Source organism: Glutamicibacter halophytocola, from assembly GCF_001302565.1.
Classification (GTDB): Bacteria; Actinomycetota; Actinomycetes; order Actinomycetales; family Micrococcaceae; genus Glutamicibacter; species Glutamicibacter halophytocola.
Window position 1 is genome coordinate 1,864,357 of record NZ_CP012750.1, and the last position, 18,244, is coordinate 1,882,600.

Consider the following 18,244-nt stretch of genomic DNA (forward strand, 5'->3'; position numbering starts at 1 on the left):
GGCGGGCAAAGGCCTGTGACAGTCGCCAGGTGATAGGTGTTCCCCAATGGCCGCCATGGCACTGGCCTTCTCGCACGGCACCATTGGAATGCCCGCGGCCGGATCCGCATTGCGCCAGACGCCGGTGCCTGGGAATCCCTGTGTCCCATCAGCCGATGTGCACATCGGCGTGCACTGGTGATCGATGCAGATCGGGACGTGCCCGGAGACGAGGGCCGTACACACGGCCGACAGCAGCCAGCAAGCCACTGGAAAGGGTTCGGGGTGCTGTGCTTCTTGCGGAGCGTGCAGGCTTGCTCCCCCGCATGCCAAGGCTAGAACGAGTCGGTGTAGCGCGGGGTGCGCGTGCCTACGCGCTGCAGTGGAACGAAGAGCTTGTAGCGGTCAGATCGATAAAGCGACACGGAATAGTCGGCGAGCCTTTCACCGATATAGGCGTAGCGGGTGATCTGCAAAAGCGGGAACCCTGGTTCAACGGCCAGCAAATGGGCTTGGCTCTTGCTGGCGGCGGTACTTTCGACCTGATCCTCGCCCCACTCCAAAAGGATCCCGTAGCGCTCGTGCAGCGCCTGATAGAGCTTGGACGGCGGTTCGGCATCAACGAAGCCCGGAACCAGGTCCGCTGGCATGTAGTTCTCGTCAAGGCTCATTGGGGTGCCATCGGCCAGCAGCAGACGCTTGAACTGCACTACCGGCGTGCCTTCCTCCACCATGAGCTGCAAGGCGAGGTTCGTGTTGGCCTTGATTTCGTCAAATTCGAGAACGTGCGCGTCCGGGACCATGCCTCGGCGCATCATATCCTCGGAATAGGAATGCAACCTGACGCGTAGGTCGAGCTTCTCGGGCACCACGAAAGTGCCGATGCCAACCACGCGCTTGAGCACCTGCTCGTCGACCAGCGCGTCGATGGCCTGCCGGATGGTCTTTCGGGCCACGGAAAAGTGCTCGGCGAGCTCGCGTTCTGGTGGAAGCTTGTAGCCAGGCTTGCAGGCCTCGCGTGCATGGTTCTTGAGGATCTCCCGGATCTGGCGGTACTTGCTCTGCTTGCTTGCGGGATCAAGATGGCCCTCGACCTTCGGCTGGGGTGCGTGGCGCATTATCGATCTCCTAGGCTCTGGCTGAGCCGTCGAGTCAATGCCGGCCCTGCTGTAATTAAAAGACTAATGGGGTGACAAGCCAATTGCTTGTCACCCCATTAAGGTCACTGCTTAGTGTGCGTGGTCTCCGCGGCTGTATTCGTAAACCCAGCCGGTCACACCGACGACGGCCAGGCCGGCTCCGATGTAGAAGACCCACCAGCCTACGGCGAGGCCAAGGAAGGCGATCGCCGCAGATGCGGCCAGCACCAGTGGCCACCAGCTCCATGGCGAGAACATGCCGATATCACCGGCGTTCTCGTGGATCTCACCGTCAACGCGGTCCTCGGGACGAGGGCCGATGCGCTTGGCGGTGAACAACAAGTACCAGCCAACCATTGCGGACAGGCCTACCAGCATCAGCAATGCCAGGAAGCCAACCCATTCGCTCCAGTTGGTCATGTAACCGTAAACTACGGCGACAGGGGCGAAGAAGAAGACGCCACCCAGGAAGATCCAGGATTCAATTTTCATCTTTACAGGTCCTTCTGGTCAGCAGGGCCGAAGATCTTCGCAACCGGGGTTTCCGGGGTAACGCGACCGCTCAGTTCCGGGTGGTGCAGATCCAGAGCTGGGCGCTCCGAACGGATGCGTGGAATCGAGTGGAAGTTGTGGCGTGGTGGCGGGCAGGAAGTAGCCCACTCCAGCGAGCCGCCGAAGCCCCACGGATCATCAACTTCAACCTTCTTGGCGTAGCGGAAGGTGGTCCATACGTTCCAGAAGAACGGAATCATCGATGCGCCCAAGACGAACGCGAACACGGTCGAAACCTGGTTCATGAAGGTGAAGCCATCTTCAGGCATGTAGTCGGCGTAACGACGTGGCATGCCCATGACGCCCAGCCAGTGCTGGATCAGGAAGGTTCCGTGGAAGCCGATGAACAGCATCCAGAAGTGGATCTTGCCAAGACGCTCGTTGAGCATCTTGCCGGTCCACTTTGGCCACCAGAAGTAGAAGCCAGCGAACATTGCGAAGACCACGGTGCCGAAGACCACGTAGTGGAAGTGCGCCACCACGAAGTAGGAGTCCGAAACGTGGAAGTCCAGTGCAGGAGCGGAAAGGATGATACCGGTCAGGCCACCGAACAAGAAGGTGATCATGAAGCCGATGCTCCACAGCATGGGGGTTTCGAAGGTAATCGAACCGCGCCACAGGGTACCGATCCAGTTGAAGAACTTCACACCGGTTGGCACCGCGATCAGCATGGTCATGAAACCGAAGAACGGCAGCATGACCGAGCCGGTGACGTACATGTGGTGGGCCCACACGGAAACCGAGAGGGCAGCGATCGAGATGGTCGCGAAGACCAGGCCCTTGTAGCCGAAGATCGGCTTGCGGCTGAAGACCGGGAAGATCTCCGAGACAATGCCGAAGAACGGCAACGCAATGATGTAGACCTCTGGGTGTCCGAAGAACCAGAACAGGTGCTGCCAGAGGACGGCACCGCCGTTCTCTGGATCAAAGATGTGAGCGCCAAAGCGGCGATCAGCACCCAGCGCGAACAGCGCGGCTGCCAGTGGCGGGAAGGCCATCAGCACGAGCAGCGAGGTGATCAGCGTGTTCCACGAGAAGATCGACATGCGCCACATGGTCATGCCAGGAGCACGCAGGCAGATGATCGTCGTAATGAAGTTGACGGCACCCAGAATGGTACCGAAGCCCGACAGCGCCAGGCCGAAGACCCAGAGGTCTCCACCGACACCTGGCGAGAAGGTGGTGTTCGAGAGCGGCGCGTAAGCGAACCAACCGAAGCTAGCTGCACCCTGCGGGGTGAGGTAGCCGGCCAGGGCGATGGCCGAACCCATTGCAAAGAACCAGAAGGCCAATGCGTTCAGACGTGGGAAAGCCACATCCGGGGAACCAATCTGCAAAGGCATCATGACGTTGGCGAAGCCTGCGAAGAGCGGAGTTGCGAACATCAGCAGCATGACGGTGCCGTGCATGGTGAACAGCTGGTTGTACTGTTCCTTGGTCTGCAGGATCTGCATACCTGGTTCGAACAGCTCTGCACGGATCAGCAGCGCCATAACGCCACCGACGCAGAACAGGACGAACGAGCTGATCAGGTACATGTACCCGATCTTCTTGTGGTCGGTCGTCGTGATGTAGTCGACGAAGAGGCGACCCTTCGACTTCGGCACCACGGCTGGGGCAATCGACCGGACGTCGTCAGTTGCATATTCAAACGTTGTCATCGTGATTATTCTCCTTCCCCGTGTTCGACTACGACGCCGTTAACCGTGTCCGGCTGGCGGTCGTATTCTTCGCCGATGTGTCCATCGTCCATCTTTGCGAGCTGAGCCTTGAACTCTGCGTCGCTGACAACCTTCACGTTGAAGAGCATCTCGGAGTGGTACTCGCCGCAAAGCTCGGCGCACTTTCCGTCGTAGTTGCCTTCAACCTGAGGAGTCAGGTAGATGTGATTGGTCTTGCCCGGGATCATGTCCAGCTTCTGCAAGAAGGCTGGAACCCAGAACGAGTGAATGACATCGCGGCTATTCAGATCCAGCTGTACCGACTTGCCTGCTGGCAGGTACAAGGTCGGCAGTTCTTCACGAGCGCCTTCCGAGCCATCGGTGTGCAGGTGGGCCTGCGTGCCAGCGAAATGCTTCTCAGTGCCCTGGTAGGTGTAGTTGAAGTCCCAAGACCACTGCTTGGCTCGAACGTCTACTACGACCTCGGAATCAACAGGCTTGTTGATGCTCTTTTCCAGGGTGTTGTTGAAGCTGAAGAAGACTAGAACAAGGACCAAAGGAATGGCCGTGTAGAAGATCTCCAATGGCATGTTGTAGCTCAGCTGGCGGGGGTAACCGGTGTCGGTCTTGCGGCGACGGTAGGCGATGATGCACCAAAGCATCAAGCCCCAAGTCAAAATACCGATGACGACCACGGCGATCCACGAGTGAACCCAGAAATCCTGGATTGCAGCTGTGTGGTTAGTGGTGTCACGCTCCACGTTTGGGAGCCAACCGCGTTTAGCCTCCGCTGAACATCCCGTCAACAGCAGCGCGCCGGCGCCGACTAAAGCCAGAACTTTGGCTTTAGCAGACCCGCGACTGCCGGTTCGGTCTTGCGAACTCACAGACGGCCCTTCCTCTTTGTTGGTGCAGAATGTGGTCTTCATAAGTCACCTCGTGGTTTAACGTGTTGCACGATGAGGTGGCTTACGAAGGGAAACATAGTTTTACTACTTAACGTAGAGCTTACCCTCTTCGGGGTCAGAATGCCGAAAAACGCCGCTGTTCTAACGAGAAATTTCTTCAACGTTTGAACAGCGGCGTTAGTTCCCTTGGGCCTAGTGGAAGGAGTCTCCACAGGCGCACGAGCCGGAAGCGGAAGGGTTATCGATGGTGAAGCCCTGCTTGGAGATGGTGTCTTCGAAGTCGATCGAAGCGCCAGCAAGGTAGGGAACGCTCATCTTGTCGACGATGACCTCTACGCCGTCGAAATTGCGAACAGCGTCGCCTTCGAGCATGCGCTCATCGAAGTAGAGCTGGTAAATCAGGCCTGAGCAGCCGCCTGGCTGCACGGCGATGCGCAGACGCAGATCGTCGCGGCCTTCCTGCTCCAACAGCGAACGCACCTTTTCGGCGGCCACGTCGGAAATATTTACCTCGTGGGTTGGCAACTCGGTTGGGTCGCCCTTGGTTTGGTCAACAGCTGCAGTCATGATTTCCTCCCATACTGCTCGTTGTGGCATCTGCTTCAGATTTGCCCTGACGCATCGCCTCTGTTCTTGCTACTATCCTACGTCGCTACGGCGAGGATTTCTCCCCTTATGTCACGGCGTATGACACGCCTCATAGTCCTTCAGCGTTGATCCTGGCCAGCAACAGCGCTTCAGCCTCAATTGCATGCTGGAAGTCGCCAAGGTGCAGGGATTCATTCGCCGAGTGGGCTCGGGAATCTGGGTCCTCGACTCCTGTCACGAGGATCTGCGCCTTCGGGAATACCTCAAGCAGATCAGCGATGAATGGAATTGATCCACCCAATCCCATGTTCACTGGCACAACGCCCCAGGCTTGTTCAAGGGCCCAGCGAGCAGTGTCGTTTGCCGAAGCTTCCAGATCGGCCTTGTAGGCATTGCCGGCTTCTGTGGCCTTGAAATCCACCTGCGCACCGCGCAAATCGACTCCCCGCACATGCGCCTCCAGTGCCTGGAGTGCCTTGGCTGGATCCTGGCCCGGTGCCAAGCGCATTGAAACCTTGAATCGAGTTTGCGGAATCAGGGTATTCGACGACTGGTCAACGGTGGGGACATCCATTCCAATAACGCTCAGCGCTGGTTTATTCCACAAGCGATCGGTGATTTTTCCGGTGCCAGCCAATTCGAATGAATGCAGGACGCCGGAATCATTGCGGAACTGCGCTTCGTCAAAGTCGACTTCGGCTGATTCGTTGGCAACAAGGCCGGCAACGGCAACAGCGCCGTCTTCATCGTGGAAAGTGGAGATGAGCTTTGCCGCGAGGAGCGGGGAATCCAATACCGGCCCGCCGAACATTCCGGAATGAACCGCATGCTTGAGCGATCGCACGGTGATTTCAGCGGCACACATCCCGCGCAGCGAGCTCGTGAGCGCCGGCGTGCCGACAGCCCAGTTGCTTGAATCGGCGACAATGATCACGTCGGCTGCGAGCTTGTCCTGATGAGCTTCGAGGAAGTTGCGGAACGACGGCGAACCTGCCTCCTCCTCCCCCTCGAAGAAGTAGGTGACGCCGAGGCCGAAATCTTTTACAAGGTCCAGCACTGCGCGCAGAGCTGCGATATGGACCATGATTCCGGCCTTGTCGTCTGCCGCTCCACGGCCAAAGAGGCGGTCGCCGATCTTGGTGGCCTCGAATACGGGGGTATTCCAGTCTTTTTCGCTGCCCGGAGGCTGCACGTCGTGGTGGGCGTACAAAAGGACAGTTGGCTTGCCTGGCGCGGCCTTGCGCCGGGCTACGACTGCCGGGGCGCCCATGGCGCCGTTTTCGGCAGGTTCACGCAGAATCTCCACGCTCTCCATGCCTGCATCCCTGGCCAGTTCGGCAACGGCTTCTGCCGACTTTTCCAGATTCTGCGGATCAAAGGATTCCCACGCAATGCTGGGAATGGAAACTAAAGCCTTGAGTTCTTCGAGGATCTGCTCGAAGTTCGTATCAATGTGGCCCTTTAATGATGAAATATCAACACCGTTCGTAGCGGCGTCGAAGACAGAATTTGTGCTCATGTCTTCAGCCTAGCAATTCATTGCGTATCGAATGTCACGCGACAAGCTAATTCCGGCTAGGATAGAGGGGTGTTTGGACGTAAGAAGGATGAACCTCAATCCCCCGTAAATGTACAGCCCGTAGAGCAGTCATCGGAATCAGCCGATGGACGCAAAACGGGGCCAACGCCCAAGCGCAGTGCGCAGCAGGCGAATCGTCAGCGACCTTTGGTTCCGACTGACCGCAAGGCGGCCAAGGAAGCAGAGCGGCAGCAGCGCATTGAAGCTCAGAATCGCTTGCGCATTGCCAATGAAACCGGCGACGAGCGCTACCTCATGCCACGCGACAAGGGTGAGCAAAAGCGTTATACCCGTAATTTCATCGATTCTCGCTGGATGTTTGGCGAGTTCATGATGTTCATCATCCTGGCATTCTTGGTGATTTCGCTTGTATTCCAGAGCAACCTTCAAATCCAGGTGTTCGTTCAGCTGGCGCTTTGGGTTGTTATCGCCTTGATCATCCTTGAAGCAATCGTCACCTCGATCCTGCTCAAGCGCCGTCTCGTGGCCAAGTTCGGTCACATGGAACGCGGAGTTCGCATGTACGCAGCGATGCGTGGAATGCAGTTCCGCAAGCTTCGCTTGCCTAAGCCGCAGGTTGCACGCGGGGCCAAGGTCGACTGATTCACCTTATTTAGCAATAGAGGCAAGCGCATTCGAGCTTGCCTTTTTTGCTATGTCCTGCCGGCGTAGAACAAAATGGAAACTTTGTAAACTAGATTACAATGTTTTAGCTCGCATGCCTTGCAATTCCCAGCACGCTTTTTGCCTCGTGCGCTCCCCATGCATTAACTGAGCGGATCTTCTTGTACTGGCAGATACAAAGCCTGATTCCGATCCTTCTTTGCGCCCCGCTCCAGCCTTAACGCAGATCCGGGCTGGAGAACGCTGCCGTTCTCCAGCCCCGAACTTTTTCAAGCCGGTGCGAGTGGAATCTCGATCGCTCTAGAGCATGCGCTCAAGGTCCTTGTTGATGGAGCGAGCCCAGAACGGGCCTTCATACAAGAATGCGGTGTATCCCTGCACGAGGTCAGCGCCGGCGTCCAAGCGATCCTTGACATCTTGGGCGCTTTCTACGCCGCCCACGGCAATGAGCGCCATGTCAGCAGGTACGAGCGAACGAAGCTGGCGAAGCACGGCCAGGGAACGCTCCTTTAGCGGCGCTCCTGATAAGCCGCCAGCACCAATTTCCTCAACCTTTGCCGCGTCGCTCTTCAAGCCGTCACGGGTGATGGTCGTATTTGTCGCGATGATGCCATCGAGCTTCAGCTCTATTGCCAGCTGTGCCACGTCCGAGACATCCTCATCGCTCAGATCCGGAGCAATCTTAACCAGCAAGGGAATGTGCCGTCCGGAGACTTTGTCAGCAAGCGCGCCGACTTCAGAAAGCAACGGACGCAGCGATTCGACGCTTTGAAGCAGTCGCAGGCCAGGAGTATTAGGGCTGGAAACGTTGACCACCAAGTAGTCGGCATGAATGGCCAGCTGGCGCGTCGAGGCGAGGTAGTCCCCTACAGCGTCGTCAAGCTCAACTGCTTTGGTCTTACCGATGTTGACGCCGATGACCGGTCGGGTCTGCTGGTAATCGCCCTTCAAGTGCTGGCGCGCGCTGGCAACTCGAGCTGCAACTCGCTCAGCGCCTTCGTTGTTGAATCCCATGCGATTGATTACCGCACGGTCTTCAACGAGGCGGAAGAGCCGAGGCTGCGGGTTGCCTGGCTGTGCTTGTCCGGTTACGGTGCCAATTTCAACGTGACCGAATCCGATATCGCTGAGCGCAACGATTCCGGTAGCACCCTTGTCGAATCCGGCGGCCAGTCCGAAGGGCGAAGGGAAGTCGATTCCCATGACCGTTCTCTTCAGTTTCGGCGCAGGAGCGAAAAACTTGCGGGCCGCTTTGGTGAGCCCGGCACGTTGCGCGATCTTGATGGCATTAAAAGCAAAATGGTGAGCCTGTTCAGGATCCATCTTGGTGAACACGTGCTTGAAGACCAATGGGTATATGCGCATGAAATCATTTTCCCGTGAAGAACCCGAAACAGACAACTTGAGATGAGTAGTATTCACGTTATGAAGGAGCACATCATCCGCGAAAGCGACGCGTGGCCTGATTACCTGGCCTCAACGCGGGCCGGCGAGTGGTCTCAAGATCTTTTGGGCGAGTCGTTCGAATGCCAAAGCTTGGACTTCGGCGTTGATGATGAAGGGCCCGCGGTAGCAACACTGGTTCGCTACCGTCCCCGGGGAATTCGAAACAAGCTTGGGCGCCACGCACGCGGCATCGTGCTCAGCGTGCACGGGTGGAGCGACTATTTTTACAACCAGGAATTAGCCTTCTTCTGGCATGCCCAGGGCTATCACTTCTACGCAGTTGATCTGCGTCGGCACGGCAGGAGCCTGAGACCAGAACACCAGCTGCCAGGCTACGTCGACGATCTGGCGGTTTTTGACGAGGATCTCGATGCGGCGCTGTCCGTGATCAAATCCGAGCATCCGGCCCTGCCCATCGTCGCCCAAGGCCATTCGACCGGAGGCCTGATCCTGAGCCTGTGGATTGCCCGCAAGAGCCCCGGAATCGCGGCGCTGGTACTGAATTCACCGTGGCTGGAGTTCCAGGGAACAGCGTTCTTGCGCATACCCATGCACGGGCTCATGGAAGCGATCACAAGAACAAATCCCCGTCGCAAGCTGATAGGTCCGGAATTCGACCACTACTGGCAATCCCTGAGCGCTCAAGCGCACGGCGAATGGGACGTTCACCGGCTGTGGCGGCCGCGCCTGGCATTCCCCAATACAGCTGGATGGCTCAAGGCCATCTTTGATGGGCATGCCCACGTGGCCAAGGGCCTGGATCTTCGCTTGCCGATCCTCGTCATGACTTCTGACAAAACCCACATCGGAACCAGCTACTCGCCGGATATGCAGCATTGCGATTCGGTGCTTGACGTTCAGCAAACCCGACTTCGCGCAGGGAAGCTGGGAAGCTTCGTCACGCTGTGCGAAGTGCCTGGCGCCATGCACGATGTTTTCACGTCAGCCGAGCCAGCCAGGGCAACTGCCTATCGGGACCTGGCCTTGTGGCTGCGATTGGTCGGAAAGATTCGGGAATAGGCCCTAGGCCTGTGGCTTGTCGATGGCGCCGCCATACCTCCGGTCGCGCTTGGCGTACTCCTCAACGGCGGTGAACAAGGTGCGGCGGTCGACGTCTGGCCAGAGCTGGTCGAGGAACACCATTTCTGCGTACGCAGACTGCCAGAGCAAGAAGTTGCTGGTTCGCTGTTCGCCACTGGTGCGCAAGAACAGGTCGACGTCCGGCAGTTCGGGTGCATGCAGGTACTTGGCGATGGTTTTCTCCCCCACCGCGCTGGCGCGCAGTTTCCCTGCGGCAACATCTTTGGCAATAGCGCTCACCGCATCGCCAATCTCCGCACGTCCACCGTAATTGACGCACATGGTCAGCTGGCACCCCTGGTTGGCCTCGGTGAGCTCTTCGGCGGCACGCAATTCGTTGATCACGGACTTCCAAAGCTTGGGTTCGCGCCCGGACCAGCGAATGCGCACGCCCCAAGAATTCAGCGTATCTCGCTGGCGGCGCAGAACGTCGCGGGAAAATCCCATCAGGAAGCGCACCTCGTCCGGGCTCCGCTTCCAGTTTTCGGTGGAGAAGGCATATACCGAAACGTACTTGATGCCCATTTCGACTGCACCGGCCATCACATCAAGGAGGGCTGCCTCACCCGCGCGGTGGCCTTCGGTGCGTGGCAGGCCGCGCTGATTGGCCCAGCGTCCATTGCCGTCCATCACGATGGCCACGTGCTCAGGGACCAGCTCCCGGGGAATGGCAGGCATGCGAGGATTCGCTGGATGCGCGTATGGCGCTACGGGACCTCGGCGGCCGGTGATCTTCGGAAGTTTTTTCAATTTCTCTCCACGAGACGTAGGGAATTCACTGCACGCTCAAGGTGCCACTGCAAATAGTTTGCCACGATGTCCGCTGCCTGCTTGCGTGCCCGAGGGCCGGCCTCGGCCACGCTGGCCCAGTTGCCCTCGAGCAGAGCCTGCAGGTAGTCAATGGTGATCGGATGGGGCGACAATGAACCTGGCGGACGGCATTCCGCGCAGACCACTCCGCCCAGCTGGATATGCACAGCCTGATGCGGGCCGGGCTTGCCGCACTTGACGCAATCGGTAAAGGATGGGGCCCACCCTGCCATCGATAGCGCGCGCAATATGTAGGAATCCAGCACAGCGCCGGAATCCACGCGCTGCTTGGAAAGCAGGGCGATGGCTCCATGGAACAGCCGATATTGCTGCAAGGTGGAGTCGCCTTCGGCCTCGAGCAGCTTTTCGGCAATCTCGGCCATGGCGTTGGCAACGGTGTAGCTCGGATAATCTGCCACCAGCAATTGCCCGTAGGAATTGCGTAGCTGCGCCTGGGAGACGATGTCCAGGTTCCGTCCCATCACCAGCAGGGCTTCGACTTCCATGAACGGCTCGAGGGTTGCACCTAGCCGCGATGACGTGCGGCGAACTCCCTTGGCCACCGCGCGGACAATGCCCTTGGGCGTGAGCAAGGTGATGATCCGGTCCGCTTCTCCCAGCTTGTGGGTGCGCAAGACCAAACCACGCGTGTGGTAACTCCTGGAAGCAAAACCTGATCGGGACACGGAGAATATTCTCCCACTACCGCAATCAAAGTGCGCAATCTGGAGGATTGCTGGTGTTGCGAGGATGCTGCCGAAAAAAAGTGCACGCCATGCCAAAGGCTCTTGCCTTCGCCATAGCGTGCACTTGTTCTACAGGGCTTGGCCTCTTTAGCCGGCGTCGCGGATCGCGCGGTTCACTGCCGAGACAACAGCCTTGAGCGCTGCAATGTTCGTGTTGGTGTCCATGCCGATGCCCCAGAGGATGCGATCGCCAACGGCGCATTCAACGAAGGCCGCGGCACTGGCGTTGCCGCCTTCGCTCATGGCGTGCTCGGTGTAGTCCAGGACGCGCAGGTCCACGCCGTCGTCGTTGAGCATTTTCACCAGCGCAGACAGCGGGCCGTTGCCCTGGGCGGTGCGTTCATGGGCCACGCCGTCGATGATCAACTTGGTATCCAGCTGGAAGCTGCCATCTTCGGCAGAGGTTGCCGTAGCCGAAGCGATCTCGTAGTAGCCCCATGAATCCATGCCTGAATCCTTGGCGACCGGCAGATATTCATCCTGGAAGACATTCCAGATGCGCTCCGAGGAGATCTCGCCGCCTTCGGTGTCGGTCTTGCGCTGGATGACGCCGGAGAACTCGATCTGGGCACGGCGTGGCAGATCCAAGTTGTAGTCGTTCTTCAGCAGGTACGCGACACCGCCCTTGCCGGACTGCGAGTTCACGCGGATCACGGCCTCGTAGGAGCGGCCGATATCCTTCGGATCGATCGGCAGGTACGGAACGGCCCAAACCAGCTCGTTGATGTCCTTGCCCTCGGCGCCGGCCTTGGCTTCCATCGACTCCAGGCCCTTCTTGATGGCATCCTGGTGCGATCCGGAGAAGGCGGTGAAGACCAGGTCGCCACCGTAGGGGCTGCGTTCTGGCACGGGCAGCTGGTTGCAGTACTCGACGGTGCGGCGGATGTGGTCCATGTCGGAGAAGTCGATTTCAGGATCGATCCCCTGGCCAAACAGGTTCATGCCCAAGGTGATCAGGTCGACGTTGCCGGTACGCTCGCCGTTGCCGAACAGGCAGCCTTCGATGCGGTCCGCGCCGGCCAGGTAGCCCAGTTCTGCTGCGGCCACGCCGGTGCCGCGGTCGTTATGCGGGTGCAGCGAGAGGATGATCGAATCGCGGTTGGCCAGGTTGCGGTGCATCCACTCGATGGAGTCCGCGTAGACGTTCGGGGTAGCCATTTCCACGGTGGCTGGCAGGTTCAGGATCATCTTGTTTTCCGGGGTGGCTTCCAGGATTTCGGCCACAGCCTCGGAAATGCGCTTGGCGAAGGCCAGCTCGGTGCCGGTGTAGGACTCCGGCGAGTACTCGTAGGTGATCTTGGTGCCGGACAGCTGCTCTTCGTACTTCTTGCACATCCGGGCGCCCTGGACGGCGATGTCCACGATGCCGTCCTCGTCCTGGCGGAAGACGACTTCGCGCTGCAGGATCGAGGTGGAGTTGTACAGGTGGACGATGGCCTGCTTGGCGCCTTCCAGCGCCTCGTAGGTGCGCTCGATCAGGTGTTCGCGGGACTGGGTGAGCACCTGGATGGTCACATCTTCGGGGATGCGGTCCTGTTCAATGAGCTGGCGCACGAAGTCGAAATCGGTCTGCGAGGCCGATGGGAAGCCAACTTCGATTTCCTTGTAGCCCATCTGCACCAGCAGGTCGAACATCTTGTGCTTGCGCTCAGGGCTCATCGGGTCGATCAGCGCCTGGTTGCCATCACGCAGGTCGACGGCGCACCAGCGCGGGGCCTTGGTGATGTATTTGTCGGGCCAGGTGCGATCGGGCAGGTTGACTTCGATCTGGTCCTGGAATGGAACATACTTGTGGATTGGCATGTTCGAAGATTTTTGCATGTTCTGCATTTCGGTGTGTCCCCTAGACAAAAATAGTGCTTAGTTTTCTGGGGCCAGACAAGAGCTACTCCGCGACGAGGGGTCGGCCTGTAGACCACTAACGGTCCTTTGGATCCTCGCAGCGGCTGAGTAGTAGTAGAAGCTCGAAATGCACGAATTGAGCATAACACCGAGGATTCGGCTGTGCTCAAACTTATGTCGGCGCTGTGTCACATTGTGGACAGCAGGCGTGCCGGCGTCCCTAGACAGCCCGGGCCCGCCGGCGAAGAATGGGGATTGAACGGTACCGGCACAAGGAGGCTTGCAGATGAAAGCGATCATCGTCGGCGCGGGAATCGCCGGACTGGTGGCTGCACGGCAGCTGGGCCTGGCCGGCTGGCAGGTGCTGGTGCTGGAGCGTTCGGCGGCGCCACGCCCCGATGGATACATGATGGACTTCTTCGGGCCGGGAGTGGAAGCCTCCGAACGCATCGGCCTGCACCCCTACTTGGCCGAGGTGGCCTACCAGGTGGAAGCGGCCGAATACATGGATCCGGGCGGACGGGTCACCGCCAGCCTGGACTACCTCAAATTCGCGGATCTGGCCGGCGGCAATGTGCTCTCCTTGCTTCGCCCCGATATGGAGAGCGCGGCGCTCAAGGCCCTGGACGAGGTGGAGGCAGGCCGGGTGCAGCTGCGCTACGGCGTGCACATCGAGCGGATGGAGCGCCACGGGGCGCAGGTGCAGGTCTGGCCCGGCGGCGGGCAGCCGGTGGAAACCGCTGACCTGCTGATCGGCGCCGATGGCATCCACTCGGCGGTGCGGGCCGCCTTCTTCGGGCCCGAGGAGGACTTCATCAGCCCGCTGGGGATGCGCGCGGCGGCCTTCATCGTGCACGAGCCGGCGCTGAACCGGCAGTTCAAGAACCGCTTCGTGCTCAGCGACACGGTGGATCGCACCGCGGGGATCTACGGGTTGCGCGACTCGGAAGTCGCCTCGTTCCTGGTCTACCGGCAGGATCCGCCGGCCAAGCTGGACGGGACCCGCGAACGCTTGCGCCGGATTTTCGCAGGCGCCGGCGGCCAGGTGGACCGTCTGCTGGAACTGTGCCCGCCGGATCCGTACGACGATGCCGTCGCCCAGGTGCTCATGCCCTGCTGGCATCAGCGCGCCGTGGTGCTCATCGGCGACGCAGCCGCCGCGGTGTCCCTGCTGGCCGGGCAGGGCGGCGCTGGGCGATGCGCTGGGCACGGTCTCCAGCCCGGAGCAGCTGCCGGCGGCCCTGGATGAGTATGAACGGGTGATGCGGCCGAAAATTGCCACCGCGCAGGCTTCGGGGCGCCGGGCGGCCAACAGCTTCCTGCCACGCCGCAAGCTGGGCCTGCTGTGGCGCCGGCTGATCCTGCGCTCCACCAGGCTGCCGGGAATGGATCGGATCATTGCCCGGCAGATCGTGAAGCGGCTTGCCAAATAGCGGCCGATTAAGCAACAACCGGCCGGAACCCGCATGGTTCCGGCCGGTTGACGATGCCTCGTGGCACCGGGTGCCTCGCCGCTTAGAAGCCGAGGCGCCCAAGCTGCTTGGGATCGCGCTGCCAGTCCTTGGCGACCTTCACGTGCAGGTCAAGGTACACCTTGGTGCCCAGCAGCTTCTCAATGCCTTGGCGCGCATTGGAACCGACTTCACGCAGCCGCGAACCGCCACGGCCGATCACGATGGCCTTCTGGCTTGAACGCTCCACGAACAGCGAGACGTGGATATCGATCATTGGATTGTTCTCTGGTCGGCCCTCGCGAGGAATCATCTCTTCGACCACTACGGCCAGCGAGTGCGGCAGCTCGTCACGCACGCCTTCCAATGCGGCCTCGCGGATCAGTTCGGCGACCATCTTGGCCTCTGGCTCGTCGGTCAGCTCTCCGTCAGGGTATAGCGGCGGCCCCTTGGGCAGCTGCTCAACCAGGACGTTGGCGACCTCCTGGACCTGGAATTCCTTCACCGCAGAAACCGGGATGATGGCGGCAAAGCCATTTTCCCCGAAATTCTGGGTGCCCATTTCGGCGACCGCGATCAATTGCTGGGCGAGCTGTTCGCGGTCCACCAGATCAGCCTTGGTGACCAAGGCGACGATCGGCTTGCGCTGCAATTGGGCCAGCTGGGTGGCGATGAACCGGTCGCCGGGGCCGATCTTTTCGTTGGCCGGAATGCAGAAGCCAATGGCGTCGACTTCCGAGAGGGTGTCTGCCACCAGGTCATTGAGCCGCTGTCCCAGCAGGGTGCGCGGGCGGTGCAGGCCCGGGGTGTCGACCAGGATCAGCTGCGCATCTTCGCGGTGCACAATACCGCGAATGGTGTGGCGGGTGGTTTGCGGCTTGGCCGAGGTGATGGCCACCTTCTGGCCCACCAGCGCATTGGTCAGCGTTGACTTTCCGGCGTTCGGGCGTCCTACGAAGGAGGTGAATCCCGATCGGAAATTCTCCGGCCATCCGCTGGCGGCTAGCAGGTTATGGTTTTCGCTCATGTGAGGAATCCTCGTCGTTCTCAATATGGTCGGATGCGTCCGTTTCCAGGCGCTCTACATGGATTTTGCCGATCCGGTTGCGTCGGCCGGCCAGGGAGACCACGGTCAGCCTCAGGCCGTTGACATCGGCAGTGGACCCGAGCACCGGCACCGATTCCAGGGTCTTGGAGAGCAAACCGCCAACGGTGTCGACGTCTTCCTCTTCAATATGCATGTCAAAATGGTCGGCGATGTCATCGATGGCCGCAGTGGCTACCGCAAACAGGGAACCATCAGGGTTCTCGATCAGCTCGGTCCTTGACCGATCATACTCGTCATCGATCTCTCCGACGATTTCCTCCAGCAGGTCCTCGAGGGTGACCAGCCCGGCGGTTCCACCGTACTCGTCAATGACAACGGCCAGGTGGATGGATTCCTTCTGCAGTTCCTGCAGGAGCTCAGCAGCTGACTTGGATTCCGGGACGAAGCGGACCTTGCGTGCCAGATCTGCCAATGTCTCGGCCTGCTGCAGCCCATGGATCTCGCGAATGAGGTCCTTGAGGTAGATGATGCCCTGGATATCGTCCGTGTCCTCGCCGATCAGCGGGATGCGCGAATAGCCGGAGGCGATGAACAGGTCGATGGCGCTGTGCATGCTCTGTTCAGCGGTGAGCACCACCATATCGGTGCGCGGCACCATCACGGAGCGGACACTGGTTTCCTCCAGATCGATGACCGAGGAAATCAGTTCGGCTGATTCCTCATCAAGATCTTCGCCTTCAGAGGCGCGGTCTACCAGGTCCCGCAGGCGTTCCTTGCCCAGGTACCCGACTTCGTCCACTCCGCCGGGGCTCAATGCCTTGGCAATGGACGCCAGCCAGTTGGTGACCGGGCCGAGCACAATGCGCAGCAGCCGGACCATCGGTGCGGTATTCTGCACCACGCTTTCCGCGTTGGAGCGGCCGAAACGCCGAGGCGATACGCTCACCAGCACAAAGCCCAAGCCAGCCATGGCAATAGTCGAAATGAGCCCGATCAGCCAGACATTTTCAATCCATTGGGCGACCAGCAGGGCGACGGCCACTGCGGAAGCTGTTTCGAACCAGATGCGCCAGAACTTGATGGCCTGGGCGTGGGTTTCGGTTTCGTCGAGAATCGCGGAGAGCGACTTCGAATTGGATTCGGCGCGCAAGCGTTCTGCGGCGTGGCGGGACAGTGCGTAGAACGCTGAGTCTGCGGCTGTCAGCACGGCGGAAAACGCCATGAAGACCAGTGCGAGAATCAGCAAGAGTATTTCCACGGGGCTATTCCACCGTTTCCTTCGGCGCCGGGCGCCCGGTGTAGGCCTCCAGCAGGCGGCGTTGCAAAGTGAACATCTCCGTTTTTTCGTCGGGTTCCATATGGTCGAAGCCCATGAGGTGCAACAGGCCATGCGTTGTCAGCAACAGGATTTCATCATGGGTGCTGTGCCCGCCGGCCTTGGCTTGGGCTTCGGCTACCGTAGGGCAAATCACGATATCGCCGAGAATGCCGTTCTCCCCCGGTGCGCTCGCGGATCCCGGGCGCAGCTCATCCATGGGGAAGCTCATGACATCGGTTGGGCCCTCAAGGTCCATCCACTCCACGTGCAGTGCGCTCATCGCCTCTTCGTCGATGAATACCACCGACACCTCGGTTTCGGGGTGCAGATACATGGCCTTGAGCACCGAGTCTGCCAGTGCGCTGACGTCCTGGAGGTCGACGTCGTATTCGGTTTCGTTATTTACTTCAATGCTCATTTGCTGCGCCGTCCCCGGTTGTGTTCTTTGCGTCGTGTATCGTCCCAGCGGTCATAGGCGGACACGATGTCAGCGATCAGGCGATGGCGGACCACATCTGATGCGTCGAGGCGGCAGACGGCGATGTCATCGATCCCTTCAAGCACGTCGCTGGCCATGCGCAGCCCGGAAGTTGCGTTGTTGGGAAGATCGACCTGGGTGATATCGCCGGTCACCACCATCTTCGAGCCGAAGCCCAAACGGGTCAGGAACATCTTCATCTGCTCGCTGGTGGTGTTCTGCGCTTCGTCGAGAATGACGAAGGCATCATTCAGGGTGCGCCCGCGCATATATGCCAGGGGCGCCACCTCGATGGTTCCCGCTTCCAGCAGCTGCGGAATGGTCTCAGGATTTACCATGTCGTGCAGCGCATCGTAGAGCGGACGCAGGTACGGGTCGATTTTTTCGGTCAGCGAGCCGGGCAGGAAGCCCAGCTTCTCCCCCGCTTCAACTGCAGGACGAGTCAGGATGATCCGGTTGACCTGCTTGTCCTGCAAGGCGGCGACAGCCATGGCCATGGCCAGGAAGGTCTTGCCGGTGCCCGCAGGCCCGATGCCGAAGGTAATGGTCGACTCTTCGATGGCATCGACGTAGCTTTTCTGGTTCACCGTCTTGGGGCGAATGGAGCGGCCGCGGCCAGAGAGGATCTTCAGGCCCAGAACATCGGTGGGCGCGTCGGGGTTCCCGGCGCTGAGCATCTTGATGATCTGCTCGATGGTCTCCGCGCTCATGCGTGAACCGCGCATTGCCAGCGATCGTGCTTCTTCGGCCACCCGCTGCGCCTTGCGGACCTGTTGCGGGTTTCCTGCCAGCACCAGGGCTTGGCCATTAGGCCGGAAACTCACCTGCGGGTAGGCCCCGGAGAGGATTCGCAAGAGCTCATCATTCGGGCCCAAGGTAGCAATCATGAGTTCAGCTGTATCAAAACTAATGGTGAGCGATGCGGACTCAGAGTCCGCTTGCGTCTTATTCTGTTCAACCTGCATGCAGTGCTTGGTGCCCCTTTGGTGAGCTTG

The 18,244-nt window shown here is 59.7% G+C and carries 19 protein-coding genes; 5 read left to right on the top strand and 14 right to left on the bottom strand.

All coding sequences use genetic code 11. From position 1 onward, the window contains the following. Positions 1–46: 46 nt before the first annotated feature. Entirely contained in the window at positions 47–181 is a 135-nt protein-coding gene (locus tag AOZ07_RS19155; RefSeq protein WP_257720422.1) for a hypothetical protein, read from the top strand. 133 nt (positions 182–314) lie between these two features. Here the strand turns inward: AOZ07_RS19155 and AOZ07_RS08585 are convergent, their stop codons facing one another. The 6 genes from AOZ07_RS08585 to AOZ07_RS08610 all read right to left on the bottom strand — a co-directional run bounded on the left by AOZ07_RS08585 (position 315) and on the right by AOZ07_RS08610 (position 6,346). Further along, positions 315–1,097, bottom strand: a complete 783-nt coding sequence (locus AOZ07_RS08585) for a GntR family transcriptional regulator (RefSeq protein WP_060701616.1) — start codon at positions 1,095–1,097, stop codon at positions 315–317. Positions 1,098–1,208: 111 nt separating this feature from the next. Further along, positions 1,209–1,610: a cytochrome c oxidase subunit 4 gene (locus AOZ07_RS08590; RefSeq protein WP_060701617.1), complete on the bottom strand. Its 402-nt coding sequence runs from the start codon at positions 1,608–1,610 to the stop codon at positions 1,209–1,211. A gap of 2 nt (positions 1,611–1,612) precedes the next feature. Next, positions 1,613–3,331 carry an aa3-type cytochrome oxidase subunit I gene (gene ctaD / locus AOZ07_RS08595; RefSeq protein WP_060701618.1) on the bottom strand — a complete coding sequence of 573 codons (1,719 nt, stop codon included), beginning with the start codon at positions 3,329–3,331 and terminating at the stop codon, positions 1,613–1,615. A gap of 5 nt (positions 3,332–3,336) precedes the next feature. Continuing rightward, on the bottom strand, positions 3,337–4,218 hold the full coding sequence (gene ctaC, locus AOZ07_RS08600; RefSeq protein WP_060701619.1) for an aa3-type cytochrome oxidase subunit II: 882 nt from the start codon (positions 4,216–4,218) through the stop codon (positions 3,337–3,339). 213 nt (positions 4,219–4,431) lie between these two features. Continuing rightward, a complete protein-coding gene (locus AOZ07_RS08605) occupies positions 4,432–4,806 on the bottom strand; it encodes a HesB/IscA family protein (RefSeq protein WP_060701620.1) in 375 nt (124 codons plus the stop codon). 130 nt (positions 4,807–4,936) lie between these two features. After that, positions 4,937–6,346: a dipeptidase gene (locus tag AOZ07_RS08610; protein ID WP_060701621.1), complete on the bottom strand. Its 1,410-nt coding sequence runs from the start codon at positions 6,344–6,346 to the stop codon at positions 4,937–4,939. A gap of 69 nt (positions 6,347–6,415) precedes the next feature. On the opposite strand from AOZ07_RS08610, the gene AOZ07_RS08615 reads away from it, so the two are divergent. Next, entirely contained in the window at positions 6,416–7,009 is a 594-nt protein-coding gene (locus AOZ07_RS08615; protein WP_060701622.1) for a DUF3043 domain-containing protein, read from the top strand. 321 nt (positions 7,010–7,330) lie between these two features. Here AOZ07_RS08615 and AOZ07_RS08620 read toward each other — a convergent pair whose 3' ends face one another. Further along, entirely contained in the window at positions 7,331–8,395 is a 1,065-nt protein-coding gene (locus AOZ07_RS08620; protein WP_060701623.1) for a quinone-dependent dihydroorotate dehydrogenase, read from the bottom strand. A gap of 60 nt (positions 8,396–8,455) precedes the next feature. Between AOZ07_RS08620 and AOZ07_RS08625 the strand changes: the two genes are divergently transcribed. Next, the gene (locus AOZ07_RS08625; RefSeq protein WP_060701624.1) at positions 8,456–9,496 is read left to right on the top strand and encodes an alpha/beta hydrolase; all 1,041 of its coding nucleotides are present in this window, start codon (positions 8,456–8,458) and stop codon (positions 9,494–9,496) included. A gap of 3 nt (positions 9,497–9,499) precedes the next feature. On the opposite strand, the gene AOZ07_RS08630 is transcribed toward AOZ07_RS08625, so the two are convergent. The 3 genes from AOZ07_RS08630 to leuA all read right to left on the bottom strand — a co-directional run bounded on the left by AOZ07_RS08630 (position 9,500) and on the right by leuA (position 12,942). Next, positions 9,500–10,306: an isoprenyl transferase gene (locus AOZ07_RS08630; RefSeq protein WP_060701625.1), complete on the bottom strand. Its 807-nt coding sequence runs from the start codon at positions 10,304–10,306 to the stop codon at positions 9,500–9,502. Then, the gene (gene recO, locus AOZ07_RS08635) at positions 10,303–11,052 is read right to left on the bottom strand and encodes a DNA repair protein RecO (RefSeq protein ID WP_060701626.1); all 750 of its coding nucleotides are present in this window, start codon (positions 11,050–11,052) and stop codon (positions 10,303–10,305) included. The genes AOZ07_RS08630 and recO overlap by 4 nt, the downstream gene beginning before the upstream one ends. Before the next feature lie 147 nt (positions 11,053–11,199). Continuing rightward, positions 11,200–12,942, bottom strand: coding sequence for a 2-isopropylmalate synthase (gene leuA / locus AOZ07_RS08640; RefSeq protein ID WP_060701627.1), 1,743 nt, complete (start codon positions 12,940–12,942; stop codon positions 11,200–11,202). A gap of 298 nt (positions 12,943–13,240) precedes the next feature. Here leuA and AOZ07_RS08645 point away from each other — a divergent pair, with 298 nt between their 5' ends. Further along, positions 13,241–14,203: an FAD-dependent monooxygenase gene (locus tag AOZ07_RS08645; RefSeq protein ID WP_236995304.1), complete on the top strand. Its 963-nt coding sequence runs from the start codon at positions 13,241–13,243 to the stop codon at positions 14,201–14,203. A gap of 10 nt (positions 14,204–14,213) precedes the next feature. Further along, positions 14,214–14,387, top strand: coding sequence for a hypothetical protein (locus tag AOZ07_RS19075; protein WP_236995305.1), 174 nt, complete (start codon positions 14,214–14,216; stop codon positions 14,385–14,387). 82 nt (positions 14,388–14,469) lie between these two features. On the opposite strand, the gene era is transcribed toward AOZ07_RS19075, so the two are convergent. Genes era through AOZ07_RS08665 form a run of 4 tightly spaced genes read right to left on the bottom strand, consistent with a single transcriptional unit; the run spans position 14,470 to position 18,214 of the window. After that, a complete protein-coding gene (gene era / locus AOZ07_RS08650) occupies positions 14,470–15,432 on the bottom strand; it encodes a GTPase Era (RefSeq protein WP_060701628.1) in 963 nt (320 codons plus the stop codon). Further along, positions 15,416–16,711, bottom strand: a complete 1,296-nt coding sequence (locus AOZ07_RS08655) for a hemolysin family protein (RefSeq protein WP_075972458.1) — start codon at positions 16,709–16,711, stop codon at positions 15,416–15,418. Before AOZ07_RS08655 ends, era begins: the two co-directional genes overlap by 17 nt. Positions 16,712–16,715: 4 nt before the next feature. Further along, entirely contained in the window at positions 16,716–17,189 is a 474-nt protein-coding gene (ybeY, locus tag AOZ07_RS08660) for an rRNA maturation RNase YbeY (protein WP_060701629.1), read from the bottom strand. Next, entirely contained in the window at positions 17,186–18,214 is a 1,029-nt protein-coding gene (locus tag AOZ07_RS08665) for a PhoH family protein (RefSeq protein ID WP_060701630.1), read from the bottom strand. The genes ybeY and AOZ07_RS08665 overlap by 4 nt, the downstream gene beginning before the upstream one ends. Between the last annotated feature and the right edge of the window lie 30 nt (positions 18,215–18,244).

Bases quoted from the DNA above. Each gene is read 5' to 3' on its own strand.
- AOZ07_RS19155 (WP_257720422.1), top strand. From the start codon at position 47: ATGGCCGCCATGGCACTGGCCTTCTCGCACGGCACCATTGGAATGCCC.
- AOZ07_RS08585 (WP_060701616.1), bottom strand. From the start codon at position 1,097: ATGCGCCACGCACCCCAGCCGAAGGTCGAGGGCCATCTTGATCCCGCA.
- AOZ07_RS08590 (WP_060701617.1), bottom strand. From the start codon at position 1,610: ATGAAAATTGAATCCTGGATCTTCCTGGGTGGCGTCTTCTTCTTCGCC.
- ctaD (WP_060701618.1), bottom strand. From the start codon at position 3,331: ATGACAACGTTTGAATATGCAACTGACGACGTCCGGTCGATTGCCCCA.
- AOZ07_RS08605 (WP_060701620.1), bottom strand. From the start codon at position 4,806: ATGACTGCAGCTGTTGACCAAACCAAGGGCGACCCAACCGAGTTGCCA.
- AOZ07_RS08610 (WP_060701621.1), bottom strand. From the start codon at position 6,346: ATGAGCACAAATTCTGTCTTCGACGCCGCTACGAACGGTGTTGATATT.
- AOZ07_RS08620 (WP_060701623.1), bottom strand. From the start codon at position 8,395: ATGCGCATATACCCATTGGTCTTCAAGCACGTGTTCACCAAGATGGAT.
- AOZ07_RS08625 (WP_060701624.1), top strand. From the start codon at position 8,456: ATGAAGGAGCACATCATCCGCGAAAGCGACGCGTGGCCTGATTACCTG.
- leuA (WP_060701627.1), bottom strand. From the start codon at position 12,942: ATGCAGAACATGCAAAAATCTTCGAACATGCCAATCCACAAGTATGTT.
- AOZ07_RS08645 (WP_236995304.1), top strand. From the start codon at position 13,241: ATGAAAGCGATCATCGTCGGCGCGGGAATCGCCGGACTGGTGGCTGCA.
- era (WP_060701628.1), bottom strand. From the start codon at position 15,432: ATGAGCGAAAACCATAACCTGCTAGCCGCCAGCGGATGGCCGGAGAAT.
- ybeY (WP_060701629.1), bottom strand. From the start codon at position 17,189: ATGAGCATTGAAGTAAATAACGAAACCGAATACGACGTCGACCTCCAG.
- AOZ07_RS08665 (WP_060701630.1), bottom strand. From the start codon at position 18,214: ATGCAGGTTGAACAGAATAAGACGCAAGCGGACTCTGAGTCCGCATCG.